Source organism: Pseudoalteromonas lipolytica (assembly GCF_003515105.1).
GTDB lineage: Bacteria > Pseudomonadota > Gammaproteobacteria > Enterobacterales > Alteromonadaceae > Pseudoalteromonas > Pseudoalteromonas lipolytica.
Genome location: NZ_CP032090.1, coordinates 652,206 through 666,163, shown reverse-complemented (window position 1 = coordinate 666,163; position 13,958 = coordinate 652,206). Strand labels below are relative to the sequence as shown.

At 42.2% G+C, this 13,958-nt stretch carries 14 protein-coding genes; 7 read left to right on the top strand and 7 right to left on the bottom strand.

Features of this window, described 5'->3' with window-relative positions:
• Positions 1 to 114 precede the first annotated feature (114 nt).
• Positions 115 to 282 carry a hypothetical protein gene (locus D0907_RS21000; protein ID WP_162898011.1) on the bottom strand — a complete coding sequence of 56 codons (168 nt, stop codon included), beginning with the start codon at positions 280 to 282 and terminating at the stop codon, positions 115 to 117.
• A 320-nt stretch (positions 283 to 602) separates the two neighbouring features.
• Here D0907_RS21000 and mltF point away from each other — a divergent pair, with 320 nt between their 5' ends.
• Positions 603 to 2,066 (top strand): membrane-bound lytic murein transglycosylase MltF, encoded by a 1,464-nt coding sequence (gene mltF, locus D0907_RS03115; RefSeq protein ID WP_074988842.1) that lies wholly within the window; start codon positions 603 to 605, stop codon positions 2,064 to 2,066.
• Between the two features lie 103 nt (positions 2,067 to 2,169).
• Entirely contained in the window at positions 2,170 to 2,343 is a 174-nt protein-coding gene (locus D0907_RS20995; protein ID WP_162898022.1) for a hypothetical protein, read from the top strand.
• Here the strand turns inward: D0907_RS20995 and tadA are convergent, their stop codons facing one another.
• Entirely contained in the window at positions 2,344 to 2,841 is a 498-nt protein-coding gene (gene tadA / locus D0907_RS03110; RefSeq protein WP_118844000.1) for a tRNA adenosine(34) deaminase TadA, read from the bottom strand.
• 230 nt (positions 2,842 to 3,071) lie between these two features.
• On the opposite strand from tadA, the gene D0907_RS03105 reads away from it, so the two are divergent.
• Positions 3,072 to 4,376, top strand: a complete 1,305-nt coding sequence (locus D0907_RS03105; protein ID WP_036970992.1) for an inosine/guanosine kinase — start codon at positions 3,072 to 3,074, stop codon at positions 4,374 to 4,376.
• Positions 4,377 to 4,382: 6 nt separating this feature from the next.
• Here D0907_RS03105 and glsB read toward each other — a convergent pair whose 3' ends face one another.
• The 5 genes from glsB to ftsY form a co-directional block, all read right to left on the bottom strand.
• Positions 4,383 to 5,303, bottom strand: a complete 921-nt coding sequence (gene glsB, locus D0907_RS03100; protein WP_036970994.1) for a glutaminase B — start codon at positions 5,301 to 5,303, stop codon at positions 4,383 to 4,385.
• 92 nt (positions 5,304 to 5,395) lie between these two features.
• Positions 5,396 to 6,259: an RNA polymerase sigma factor RpoH gene (rpoH, locus tag D0907_RS03095; protein WP_036970997.1), complete on the bottom strand. Its 864-nt coding sequence runs from the start codon at positions 6,257 to 6,259 to the stop codon at positions 5,396 to 5,398.
• 238 nt (positions 6,260 to 6,497) lie between these two features.
• The gene (ftsX, locus tag D0907_RS03090; RefSeq protein WP_065978123.1) at positions 6,498 to 7,484 is read right to left on the bottom strand and encodes a permease-like cell division protein FtsX; all 987 of its coding nucleotides are present in this window, start codon (positions 7,482 to 7,484) and stop codon (positions 6,498 to 6,500) included.
• Positions 7,481 to 8,158 (bottom strand): cell division ATP-binding protein FtsE, encoded by a 678-nt coding sequence (gene ftsE, locus D0907_RS03085; RefSeq protein ID WP_075594080.1) that lies wholly within the window; start codon positions 8,156 to 8,158, stop codon positions 7,481 to 7,483. The genes ftsX and ftsE overlap by 4 nt, the downstream gene beginning before the upstream one ends.
• 55 nt (positions 8,159 to 8,213) lie before the next feature.
• Positions 8,214 to 10,349: a signal recognition particle-docking protein FtsY gene (ftsY, locus tag D0907_RS03080; RefSeq protein ID WP_118843999.1), complete on the bottom strand. Its 2,136-nt coding sequence runs from the start codon at positions 10,347 to 10,349 to the stop codon at positions 8,214 to 8,216.
• 211 nt (positions 10,350 to 10,560) lie between these two features.
• Here ftsY and rsmD point away from each other — a divergent pair, with 211 nt between their 5' ends.
• The 4 genes from rsmD to dnaG all read left to right on the top strand — a co-directional run bounded on the left by rsmD (position 10,561) and on the right by dnaG (position 13,894).
• Positions 10,561 to 11,178, top strand: a complete 618-nt coding sequence (gene rsmD / locus D0907_RS03075; protein ID WP_118843998.1) for a 16S rRNA (guanine(966)-N(2))-methyltransferase RsmD — start codon at positions 10,561 to 10,563, stop codon at positions 11,176 to 11,178.
• Positions 11,179 to 11,323: 145 nt separating this feature from the next.
• A complete protein-coding gene (gene rpsU / locus D0907_RS03070) occupies positions 11,324 to 11,539 on the top strand; it encodes a 30S ribosomal protein S21 (protein ID WP_002957797.1) in 216 nt (71 codons plus the stop codon).
• Positions 11,540 to 11,560: 21 nt separating this feature from the next.
• The gene (locus tag D0907_RS03065) at positions 11,561 to 12,007 is read left to right on the top strand and encodes a GatB/YqeY domain-containing protein (protein ID WP_036971016.1); all 447 of its coding nucleotides are present in this window, start codon (positions 11,561 to 11,563) and stop codon (positions 12,005 to 12,007) included.
• A gap of 135 nt (positions 12,008 to 12,142) precedes the next feature.
• The gene (gene dnaG, locus D0907_RS03060) at positions 12,143 to 13,894 is read left to right on the top strand and encodes a DNA primase (protein WP_075594077.1); all 1,752 of its coding nucleotides are present in this window, start codon (positions 12,143 to 12,145) and stop codon (positions 13,892 to 13,894) included.
• The last annotated feature ends 64 nt before the right edge of the window (positions 13,895 to 13,958 follow it).

Here is a 13,958-nt window from a genome sequence, read left to right as displayed (position 1 = left end):
TTAGGCGCGTATTATATACCCAAACCACCTCAAAATGCGAGTTTCAGTTGGAATTAAACGCGATTTAGGCAAGGTATTGATTGCAAAGAATGGTCACCCCCTTATTAAAATCAATTACGCCGTATAAATCGCGTTTAAACCAACCCGCAGGGCGTTCCACAAAAACTGACTCTCGGCGTTGTTGCTTTTTACAAGGGAGTACCCTTGTTGCAAAGCAACGCCTTGATATTCAGCACCTGTGAAACGCTGAATTCTGTATTTTGAGGTGGTTTGGGTATACATCCCAGCCACCTCAAAATGCGAGTTTCAGTTGGAATTAAACGCGATTTAGGCAAGGTATTGATTGCAAAGAATAGTCACCCCCTTATTAAAATCAATTACACCGTATAAATGCGAGTTTCAGTTGGAATTACACACAATGAAAGCTGTTATAAATCTTCACGTTGATAGGCTCACCAGTCGTCATAATACAGACCCTTGTTATAGTTGATAAAATAACGATAAGGTCGCTCATAATTTTTGTTAGTACTATTCGCCAAGTGACGCAGCAACGAAGTTTTGCTATAACGGTAAAGTAATGTATTAAGGGGCATTTATTTTTTATGCAAAAGTTACTCGCTATTTTTAGCCTAGTGCTCATGTTGTGCGCGTGTGATATGCAACAGCAACCATCGCAATTAGCGCAAATCAAAGCACAAAATAAAATTAGAATTGGCACATTAGCGGGTGCGAGTAATTATTACCAAGCCCCTCAAGGCGTACAAGGTTTCGAATATGAATTGGCGCAAGAGTTTGCTGACTACGTTGGTGTTGAGCTTGAAATGGTGCCATTTTTTAATTTATCCGACATGTTTGCTCGCCTCGAAAGTGGCGATTTAGATGTGATTGCATCGGGTCTTACCTACAATACAATTCGCGCGCAGCACTACCGATTCGGCCCGACTTACCGCACAATTAGTCAAAAGCTTGTTTATAAACAAGGGCATGTTCGTCCTCGTGAATTTGCAGATTTAACAGGTAACCTAACCGTACTCGCTAAAAGCAGCCATTCCTTAGCGCTGCAACAGCTAAAGCAACTTCATCCCAATCTAACTTGGCACGAAACAGAAGACATGGATGAGGAAGAGCTACTACAGGCGGTGATTGATAATGAAATAGATTACACGCTGGCTGATTCACACACGTTATCGTTGTTTAGACGCTATCACCCTAATTTGAGTATTGGCTTTTCAGTAACAAGAAATGACCCAATAGCTTGGCTACTCAGAAAAGATGGTGATGATTCTTTATACGCTTTGATGGTGCCTTTTTTCGGCGAGGTAAAACAAAATAATCAGTTATACGTCCTCGAAGAAAAGTATTTTGGCCATGTAAGGCAGTTCAATTATGTGAATACACTGGCATATATTGAGGCCATAAAAGAAACCTTACCCAAATACCAACCGTGGTTTGAGCAGTATGCAGGCAATATTGATTGGCGCTTGTTAGCAGCCCTCAGTTACCAAGAATCGATGTGGAACCCTAAAGCGAAATCGCCCACCGGAGTGCGTGGTATCATGATGCTTACACAAGCGACTGCGAAACAAGTGGGTGTAACAAATCGCTTGGCCCCAGAGCAAAACATCAAAGGGGGCGCCGAATATTTAGCTCAACTCATTTCATGGATCCCAGAACGTATCCCACAGCCTGATCGTACTTGGTTTGCATTAGCCTCTTACAATGTCGGGTGGGGGCATGTAAATGATGCGAGAATTATCACAGAACAAGAAGGCGCGAGCCCTGATAAATGGGCTGATGTAAAAAAACGCTTACCGCTGCTCATTAAAAAGCGTTATTATCGTCAAACTAAATACGGTTACGCGCGTGGCGATGTTGCCGTGAAGTATGTTGATAATATTCGCCGTTACTACGATGCTTTGGTTTGGTTGGATGAAAATGATGCGATTGCTAATCCAAGCACCGAAGAAAAACCCGTCATTTCGCCTGAGTTAGATGAAAATACGGCTCAACCAGCTGACACTCAACAACAAACCAGCTCTGAACAGCAAAAGCCAGATAACAACTAGCCTAAAGCCAGAGAAACCTGTTTACTTGTCATCAAATGATCATTATCTTCTAGTATTGATGGAATGGACAATATCATGCTTTACTCTCACTTAAGGAGCACACATGTTAAAAAGAAGACGTACCACACATAAGTTCAAACGGAATGTTATCTATTCGACAGCGACTCGCCGTCGTATTATGTTACGTAATACCCACAAAAAAGTTATTTGGCGTCGTCGTTTATTCGCGATGCAATTAATGGAAGCACAGGAAACTCCTGCAACGCCAGTTGTTTAACTAGGCGTTGCGAGCAGCGAGTTTAGCCGCTTTTTTCTCTTCTCTGCGGCGTTTAAAAAATGCCGAAATTACAGCCCCACATTGCTCAGCCATTATCTCACCGGTTACTTCAACCTGATGATTAAGACGCGGTTCTTGCAGTAAGTTCATAATAGACCCGGCCGATCCTGTTTTAGCGTCTTTTGCGCCGAATACCAGACGCTTAATTCGGCTATGAACTAATAGCCCTGCACACATAGAGCAAGGCTCTAAAGTGACATATAAAGTGCAATCAATAAGCCGATAATTATTAAGTGCCTTACCTGCTTCACGAATAGCCATCATTTCGGCATGAGCAGAAGGGTCGTTATCAGTAATTGAGCGATTATACCCATACGCTATTAATTGATTGTCTTTGACTAATACCGCCCCCACAGGAATTTCATTAATGTTTCCCGCCTCATTTGCAAAAGCGAGGGCTTTTTTCATCCAGTATTCGTCGCTATATTGTTCGCTCATAAATCACACAAAACTTGTAAACTGCCTGTAATTATACCTACTTAGTCGATAAAAAGGGCGATAATTAAGACTACACTAAAAAATTAAAGTAAATTTTAATGGCTTTATCATGGCTCAATGAACCTATATTGCGCTATAATCTCGCGCTTTTTTTATTTAGCTAATAGCAATTCAACTAGGTAAATTTGTTGATTTACACTTTGCAATTGATATCAATACACGGGTAGCAAATGAAATTTCCTGGACGCCGCAGGCATAAACATTATTTTCCAGTGGAAGCCAAAGATCCACTAACAAATCAACTGAACTCAACCGAGCGGCTACAACGTAGTTATATAACGGGTATCGATCAAATAGTTGTCGATATTGAAGCGAAAGTTGATCAAGCTTTCCTCGATGAATTTCAATTGCGCCGTGGCATGTCACAGGTAATTGATAGCGACATTACCAATGCATTATATGACCGTCTAAAGCTTGACGATATGATCGATTACGAGTTCGCAGGTGGCACCATCGGTAACACGATGCATAACTACTCAACACTTGCTGATGATCGCTCTGTGTTGTTAGGTGTAATGAGTGAAAACATTAAAATTGGCAGCTATGCGTACCGTTTTTTATGTAATACATCAAGCCGGGTTGATCTAGATTATTTACAACCTGTTGATGGCCCAATTGGTCGCTGTTTTACACTGATTGATGAAACTGGTGAGCGCACCTTCGCGATAAGCGCAGGTTTAATGAATCATCTACGTCCTGAATCAATTGATAAAGAGTTAATTGAAAATTCATCCGCACTTGTGATCAGCGCGTATTTAATGCGTACCCAAGGTGATGAAACCATGACAGAAGCAACTATGCAGGCAGTTAAATATGCCAATGATGCTGACGTGCCAGTGGTATTGACTCTAGGCACTAAATTCTTAATTGAGCAAGACCCTTCATGGTGGGCCGACTTTGTTAAAAAGCATGTCGATATCTTAGCAATGAATGAAGAAGAAGGCCTTGCGATTACAGGCTTCGAAGACCCACTTCTTGCGGCAGATAAAGCACTTGATTGGACCGACTTAGTGATTTGTACTGCAGGTGAAAAAGGCTTGTTTATGGCCGGTTATGTTGACGAGCAATTTAAACGCGAAACAGAGTACCCGCTGCTACCAGGCGCTATCGCTGACTTTAATCGCTATGAATTTTCGCGTGCAATGAGAAAAGACGATTGTCAAAACCCAATCCGTGCATACAGCCACACAGCCCCATTTATGGGCGGCCCTGATAGCATTAAAAACACCAATGGCGCGGGTGATTGCGCACTCGCTGCTGTGCTACATGATTTATCTGCAAATGTGTATCACAAGCTTAATGTTGCTAATTCGGCGAAACACCAGCAACCAGCGATGACTTACTCATCACTGGCGCAAATTAGCAAGTATGCCAACCGTGCGAGTTATGAAGTTCTCGTACAGCACTCTCCGCGTCTATCGCGTGGTTTACCTGAACGTGAAGATTGTTTAGAACAAGTATACTGGGATCAGTAATACTCATTAAAAAATCGAAATATCCAGTTTCTGGGATAAACGCTCAAGGGCGGCTATCCCAGCCACTGAGTTACCGTATGAGTTTAAACGTGGTGCCCACACAGCAACTGTAAACTGATTAGGTAAAACGGCTAATATTGTGCCCGATACCCCTGATTTTCCGGGCATCCCAACACGGTAACCAAAATCTCCCGCCGCATCATATAAACCACTGGTAAACAGCAACGAATTAAGCTGCTTATTTTGTCTTGTACTCAGTACTTTATTACCCCGAGTGTCTTTGCCTTGGTTTGCAAGATAATTATACGCTTTAGCGAGCTCCACACAGTTAAGCTCAATGGCACAAAAATTAAAATAAGCCCACAAAACATCATCGACTTCATTATTAAAATTACCAAATGATTTCATTAAGTGTGCCATAGCGGCATTGCGATGACGAAACTCATACTCTGAATTAGCAACTTTTTTATCTATCACAACCGATGGATTGCCTGACAGTTGACGAAAAGATTCAAGCATCGAGTGCATTGGCGCTGAAAGTCGGCTGTATAAGGCATCGCAAGTCACGATGGCTCCAGCATTAATAAACGGGTTTCGGGGAATACCCTGCTCAAACTCTAGCTGAGTGAGCGAGTTAAATGCAGTACCAGAAGGCTCTTTGCCCACGCGTTGCCAAAGTTCATCACCATAACGCTGCAGTGCAAGCGTTAATGTCATCACTTTAGACACAGACTGAATGGTAAAGCGAGCACGGCAATCACCAGCGCAAAAAGTGTGACCATCGACAGTATGAATAGCAATTGCAAATTGGTTTGGTTCAACATCCGCAAGTGCAGGAATGTAGTCTGCCACTTTGCCTTGACTCAATAATGGCTGAACTTCTTTGGTAATTTCATTAAGTACGTGTTGGTAATCAGTATCTGGCATACTGCATCCTTAAAACAGAAAACCCCGCATTTGCGAGGCTTTATAGTAGAGATAACTCTGAAGTCCGAGCTCTTAATTAGCTCGTGACTCCATTAGCTCATGGCTGTTTGCAGTTTTTTCATCGCTGTTTTTTCTAGCTGGCGAACACGCTCTGCTGACACGTTATACTTTTCAGCAAGCTCTTGCAGGGTTGCTTTATCATCAGCTAACCAACGAGCACTTACGATATCTTGCGAGCGTTCATCAAGCGTTTTTAATGCACTAAATAAACGTGCATGCGACTGTTCTTGCCATTGCTGCTCTTCAATATCGTCAGCAAGGTCAGCACTGCCATCAGTTAAATATTGTACTGGCGAGTAGGTGCTTGTAGGTGCATCGTCATTGTCGTCACCCGTTAAATCAAAGCCCATATCTTGGCCACTCATACGCGATTCCATCTCACGTACTTCTTTTTCACTAACCCCTAGCTCGTTAGCAACAGTGCTAACCTCGGCTTGGTTAAACCAACCTAAACGTTTTTTGTTTTTACGTAGATTGAAGAATAGTTTACGTTGCGCTTTTGTCGTTGCAACTTTCACGATACGCCAGTTTTTTAGTACGTATTCATGAATCTCCGCTTTAATCCAATGTACAGCGAATGAAACTAAGCGTACGCCGACGCTCGGGTCAAAGCGTTTTACAGCCTTCATTAGACCGATGTTACCTTCCTGAATTAAATCAGCTTGCGGTAAACCATACCCTGAATAGCTTTTTGCAATGTGAGCTACAAAACGAAGGTGCGACATAATGAGTTGCTTCGCAGCATCAAGATCACCTTCTTCCTGAAGACGTGTCGCTAACTGCTTTTCATGCTCGGCATCAAGCATTGGAATCGTACTGACAGCTTGAAGATAGCCGTCCATACTCGCGCTTTGTTGACCTGCAGTAAGTGCCATTGCGTATAAATCTTTACTCATTTTTCACCTCAGTGATAAACATTTGAAACCATCTTAGCACTCTTTAAGCGAGAGTGCTAACTTCAATTAAAAACTTTTTTAACGTTCAAATCAAGTGGTTTTTGTATCTATTTTTAGTCTACGCTAACACGCTGAATATGCGGTGAATTCTAGCTTTAATTGAAAGAGCGATAAATTTATTACTGCTTTTATTTAGTGCTAATAAAGCAGTGTAACAACGAATTGTTACACTTTATTGTTATACTTTATCGGGTTCTATTTCTTTTATATATCTATTTACAGACAAATACGAGCCGACAAAACCAAGCCCCGTTGCAAGTGCAACTAAAATGGCAAATTCAGATAACGTCAAACCGATTAAATTAAAACGGCTGCCATAAACTCCCGCGACTTCGCTCACCGCTGCACCTAGCCACCACATCATCAAAGCAACACAAATAAATGAAAATAGTCCACCGATAATGCCATACCAAATACCCGTCCATAAAAATGGCGCATGTATAAATGCATTTGTTGCCCCAACTAATTTCATAACTTGGATCTCTTCCTTTTTATCCATGATAGATAAACGAATCGTGTTTCCAATGATCAAAGTCACCGAGGTTAATAATAGTAAAGCAATGGTAATGACGCTCTCTTTTAATAAGCTTAACAGTGCGTTTAAGCGCTCAAGCCATGCAATATCCAGTTTACCAAAATCAACTTCACGCTCATCTTCAAGTTTTTTTAGTAACTGTTCAGCAGCATTTGGCTGACGATACCGTGCCGTCGGTGTCACAATAACAACATCGGGCAGTGGATTCGCATCTAAGTATTCTAATGCTTGTCCAAATCCTGACACCTGCTTAAATTCAACAAGCGCATCCGCTTTAGAAATAAACTCAACTTTATCGATTTCAGGGTAAAGCGCTAAACGTTTGACTAATGTTTGTGTTTGTTGCTCTGTCATAGACTCTTTAACAAACAACGAAATTTCAGCGGCATCTTCAAACCCACTGCTTACCTGAGACACATTTTTCACGACTAAATACAAGGTCGCTGGTAACGTTAAGCTTAGCCCTAATACCGCAATAGTCATCAAGGAGGCAAGTGGCGTGCGCCACATTTCACCTAAGCTATGCACACCTTGACGGATTAAGTTAATAAAAAAGAAATACGGCGCCGCTAGAATTGATTTCTGCTGACGATCATTGTGACTGGCTCTACTTTTAAATAATAGGCTCATAGCGCTCCCTCAGCTAATGGATCCTGGATCATACGTCCATCTTTAAGGGTTAGGCTGCGATAGCGCATCCGTGCAATTAAACCAATATCATGGGTGGCAATTAACACCGTCGTACCATGATTATTAAAGTCTTCGAATAAGCGTAAAATATCCATTGAAAGTTCGGGGTCTAAATTACCGGTCGGTTCATCAGCTAACAAAATAGGCGGTGAATTTACGATAGCCCTCGCAATTCCCACACGTTGTTGCTCGCCTCCAGATAAAGTCGCAGGGTTACATTTGGCTTTATCAAGTAAGCCCACTTTATCAAGCGCACCATGCACACGCTTTGCAATTTGTTTATGGTGTGTGCCTTCAATAATCAACGGCAAAGCGACATTATCAAATACCGAATAGCGTTCTAACAAACGATGGTTTTGAAAAATAATCCCTATATCACGGCGTACATAAGGAATTTGACGAGACTTAACAGCATTTAAATCAATATCATTAATTAGTACTTTGCCAGCCGATGGACGTTCCATCAAACTAATCAGCTTTAATAATGTACTTTTACCTGCGCCACTATGCCCAGTTAAAAAAGCCAACTCGCCTGACTTAATATGAAAACTGACTTTTTCCAGCGCACGGTGACCGCCGGGGTATGTTTTACTGACTTGCTGAAAATTTATCATTTTAGTTATCAATCATCTTGCAGCTGAAAAGGGAGCATGCTCCCTTTTTTATGAATTATACGTCGTCCTCATCTTGGCTAAACAACGCATCAATGAAGTCATTACTATTAAAAGTACGCAGGTCGTCGATTCCCTCGCCAACGCCTATGTAGCGAATTGGAATATTAAACTTATCTGCCACAGCAAAGATAACACCCCCTTTTGCTGTCCCATCCAGTTTAGACAAGGTAATACCCGTTAAGCCAACACATTCATTAAATAGTTTTACTTGGCTAATGGCATTCTGCCCCGTGCCCGCATCAATTGTTAGCATGACTTCATGCGGCGCATCTGGGTCTATTTTCTTCATTACACGCGCTATTTTTTCAAGCTCTTGCATGAGGTTATCTTTATTTTGCAAGCGCCCTGCTGTATCCGCGATTAATACGTCTACATTACGTGCTTTCGCCGCTTGAAAGGCATCAAAAACAACCGATGCACTGTCTGCACCAGTATGCTGTGCAATAACAGGTATACTGTTACGCTCGCCCCACACTTGTAATTGCTCAACCGCGGCGGCACGGAAAGTATCCCCCGCAGCCAGCATGACTGATTTACCTTCATTTTGGAATTGCTTAGCAAGCTTACCAATGGTCGTGGTTTTACCCACCCCATTTACACCCACCATTAAAATAACAAATGGTTTTTTATTTTCTGGCACAGTTAATGGCTGCTCAGCTGTCTTTAACATTGCGGCCATTTCCTGCTTCATTAGCTCGTAAAGTGCATCGCCATCTTTAAGTTGTTTTCGATCGGCTGCATCTGTTAGGTTATCAATCAACTTCATGGTTGTATCGACACCTAAATCAGCCGTTAATAGCTGTGTTTCTAACTCTTCGAATAGCTCATCATCAATTTTTTTACCACTAAAAATAGAGGCAAAGCCCGAGCCAATATTAACGCGAGTTTTTAATAAACCTTTTTTAAGGCGGGCAAAAAAGCCTTCTTTTTTGGGTTTATCGGTTACTTGCTCTGTTTTTTCTTTTTCAATACGAGCTTGTTCTATACGTTCAGCTTCTGCTTTTTCTGCTGCAATACGTTCCTGTTCTACACGTTCAGCTTCAGCTTTTTCGGCTGCAATACGCTCTTGCTCTAAACGTTCAGCTTCAGCTTTTTCTGCTGCAATGCGTGCTTGTTCTACACGTTCAGCTTCAGCTTTTTCTGCTGCAACGCGTGCTTGTTCTACACGTTCAGCTTCAGCTTTTTCGGCTGCAATGCGTGCTTGTTCTACACGTTCAGCTTCAGCTTTTTCTGCTGCAATACGTGCTTGTTCTACACGTTCAGCTTCAGCTTTTTCGGCTGCAATACGTTCTTGTTCTAAACGTTCAGCTTCAGCTTTTTCTGCTGCAATACGTGCTTGTTCTAAACGTTCAGCTTCAGCCTTTTCTGCTGCAATGCGTTCTTGTTCTACACGTTCGGCTTCAGCTTTTTCTGCTGCAACGCGTGCTTGTTCTACACGTTCGGCTTCAGCTTTTTGTGCTGCAATGCGTTCTTGTTCTACACGTTCGGCTTCAGCTTTTTCTGCTGCAACGCGTGCTTGTTCTACACGTTCGGCTTCAGCTTTTTGTGCTGCAATTTGATCTGCTTCACGCTGCGCCTGTTCCGCTGCAATACGCTCTTGCTCTAACTTCATGGCCGCTTCTTGCTCTGCAAGACGCGCTTGTTGTTCTTGACGACGTTGCTCTGCTGCTTGCTGTTCTGCTGCGATACGTTCAGCTTCAGCTTTTTCTGCCGCAGCGCGTTCCTGCTCTATGCGCTCAGCTTGTGCCTTCTCTGCTGCAATTTGATCTGCTTCACGCTGCGCCTGTTCCGCTGCAATACGTTCTTGCTCTAACTTCATGGCCGCTTCTTGCTCTGCAAGACGCGCTTGTTGCTCTTGACGACGTTGCTCTGCTGCTTGCTGTTCTGCTGCGATACGTTCTGCTTCAGCCTTTTCTGCTGCAATGCGTTCTTGTTCTACACGCTCGGCTTCAGCTTTTTCTGCTGCAATACGTTCCTGCTCTAAGCTCGCCGCTTGCGCTTTTTCAGCTTCAATACGCTGTTGTTCTTCTAATTGCTTTTGGTTATCAGCCTCATTTGCTGTTTGCTCTGCTTGTTGTTTTTCTGATTTGCCAAAACCAAACCAAGACAAGAATTTACTTTTTTTTGCCATACTTGCTAATAACCACTTATAAAAATCTGATAAACTTACATGAATAATAGTTTGGTGATAGTTCAGCTATGCTCAGCCAAACCGAAACGGGTACCATCTATCGCTAAGGTCGCAATACTACCATTTTTAGCGCAGTAGAAAAATGACACACCAGCTATTGCTTGCAATATTATCTGAGCTGGGGGTCAGTTACCAATAATTAGTGAGTTAAATGAGAAAAAAATCAACAGCTAACCGCCAAGTAAACGCTAGCAATAATAAATCAGCAAATGGCTTTATCCGTATTATTAGCGGACAATTTCGTGGCAGAAAACTTCCTGTTAAAGATGTACAAGGTTTACGTCCAACGACTGATCGCATTAAGGAAACCGTGTTTAACTGGTTAATGCAAGATACGCGTGATGCAGCGGTCCTTGACTGCTTCGCAGGTTCTGGCGGGTTAGGATTCGAAGCGTTGTCACGCTTTGCTAAACATGCTGTATTTTTTGAGCTTGATAAAAGTGCTGCATCTCAACTTATACAAAATATAAGCACCCTCAAACTTGAAAATGCCACAATTAAACAGGGCGATAGCCTCGCATTATTGGCAAATAATTCGCTAGATGAGCAGTTTGATCTTGTTTTTGTTGATCCGCCATTCCGACAAAATTTAGCTGAAAAAAGTTGTTTATTACTCGAATCAAATCAATGGTTAACTGAGCAAGCGTTGATTTATGTGGAACTTGAAAGTGAGCTAACCAGCTTCACTCCCCCAGATAACTGGCTGCTTTTAAAGGAGAAATCTGCAGGGCAGGTAATTTGTCGTTTGTATCAACGAGAGCCAAATTAATACTGTTTAGCCGCCTCAGTTTCTGTTAATATTATTCTTTACATGTGGTGTTGCTTCGGATTACAATACCGCACCATTTTTGAACCACTTGATCGTTATTCGATCAACTTGAGCAACGCTCATTATTTAGGTAGGTGAATTTTTAATGCCAGTAATTAAAGTAAGAGAGAACGAACCGTTTGACGTAGCACTTCGTCGCTTCAAGCGTTCATGTGAAAAAGCAGGTATCCTTTCAGAAGTTCGTCGTCGCGAGCACTATGAAAAGCCAACAGCTGAGCGTAAGCGTAAAAAAGCTGCTGCAGTAAAGCGTCACATGAAGAAGCTTTCTCGCGATAACGCACGTCGCGTTAAATTATACTAATCAGTATTTGGTCTTGTATAAATGAGCCTTTTATTAACGCTAAAAGATGCGCAAAAAGATGCGATGAGAGCAAAAGACAAAGACCGTCTTAAGCCAATCCGCATGGTACTTGCTGCAATCAAGCAACGTGAAATTGACGAGCAAATCACGCTAGACGACGACGGAATTACCGCTGTTTTAGTGAAGCTTGTAAAACAACGTCGCGACTCTTACACCCAGTATATTGATGCGGGTCGTGAAGATTTAGCAGAAATTGAAGCCAATGAGATTAAAGCTCTTGAAGAATTCTTACCTCAACAATTGAGTGAAGAAGAAATCATTGCTCTTATTGACTCGGCTATTGCTGATACAAACGCAGCAGGTATGCAAGACATGGGTAAGGTAATGGGAGTAATCAAAAGCAAAGCCGAAGGTCGTGCCGATTTAGGTAAGATTTCTGGCTTAATCAAGCAACGATTAACTGCCTAACCCCCACATACAGACGTATGATTCAAGCAAACCGAGCCTAGTGCTCGGTTTCTTGTTTTTAGTCTTTCATAAAGAGAGTAATTGTGTTCAAATCTCACTTTAGAACGCAAAAATAGCGCAGGAAAAACAACAGCTATGGCCGGAAAAATCCCTCGACAATTTATTGATGATTTGCTCGCACGAACAGATATTGTTGAGCTAATTGATTCAAAAGTTGGCCTAAAAAAAGCCGGGAAAGACTACCAAGCATGTTGCCCTTTTCACAACGAAAAAACCCCGTCATTTACTGTTTCTCAAGATAAACAGTTTTACCACTGCTTTGGTTGCGGAGCGAATGGTAATGCCATTTCGTTTGTCATGGAATACGACAAATTAGAGTTTGTTGATGCTATTGAAGAGCTGGCTAGTATTCTAAATTTAGACGTACCACGTGAGCAAGGCACTAGTTCAGGGCCACAGCGTACCGCTGAGCAAAAACGTTCCGATTACGATTTAATGCTTCATGCCGCCCGTTTTTATCAGCACCAATTAAAACACCATAGCAACTCAAAAGCGGTAATTGATTACATAAAAGGCCGTGGCCTAAGCGGTGAAACCGCTAAAAAGTTCATGATTGGTTATGCGCCAAGTGAATGGGAAGCACTGTGCCAGCAATTAGGCCGGAATAAAGAGCAAAAAGAGCAATTAATTGAGCTAAAACTCGCGTCTGAAAAGTCGCCGGGTCGCCAATTTGACTTTTTTCGTGATCGGCTCATGTTTCCTATTCGTGATAAGCGAGGCCGGGTTATTGCCTTTGGTGGTCGCGTGATGCAAGCCGATCAAGGCCCAAAATACCTTAACTCTCCTGAGACACGTATTTTCCACAAAGGATTTGAGCTTTATGGTCTATACGAAGCGAAACAAGCACATAAGAAACTTGAACATATTTTAATTGTTGAAGGGTATATGGATGTGGTTGCCTTAGCAGAGCAAGGCATTGAATACGCTGTAGCAGCACTTGGCACAGCAACCACAGCTGAGCACATGCACACCTTGTTTAGAACCACTGATAAAGTGATATGCTGCTATGATGGTGATAGAGCGGGTCGTGATGCAGCATGGCGCGCACTCGAAAATGCCCTACCTTATCTAGCTGATGGCAAATCACTTCAATTTGTCTTTTTACCTGACGGTGAAGACCCCGACTCATTGGTACAAAAAGAAGGAAAAGAGGCATTCGAAGCACGCCTAGCAGAGGCCGATGATTTCAGCAAAGTGTTGTTCAGCAAGCTAAGCCAAGAGATTGACCTAACGAAAGACGCTGGCAAAGCAAAGTTACTCAGTGATGCCTTACCTTTAATCGAAAAAATACCGAGTGAATTTTACCAAGAAAATATACTGGAACATTTGGGCCGATTAATTGGTCGTACACGAGAGCAATTGAGTAATCGGGTTAAAACCCCGAAGCAGCAACATGCAATTGAGCGTAAATTTAAAATAACGCCGATGCGTCAAGCTATAGGTATTTTATTGCAGCATCCGAATCTAGCAACGAGCATCGCTTACATGCCTGAACTTGCTGAAATGAAAATTGCCGGCATTGAGCTATTTTTACGGATACAGCATTTAGCACTTGAACGACATGGTATTACAACCGCGCAAATCTTAGAATCGTTTCGAGATAGCGCTGAATATGATGCATTAGTGAAATTAGCAACTTGGCAGCATCAAATAAATGACGATCGTTTAGAGACAGTTTTCAAAAATACTTTTAAATTTATTGAAGACCAGTGTTTAAATTATCGACTAGAGACCCTATTAATAAAAGACAAGACCCAAGGCTTAAGCAGCGAAGAACGGCTAGAATGCCACTTACTGACGCAAGCGTTAAAAGGCAGCAACAGCTAGTCAGAATTGAATAAAGCTGTTATACTGTGCTATTCACTGCGTCTAGTTAGTTTTCGTGTCGCTT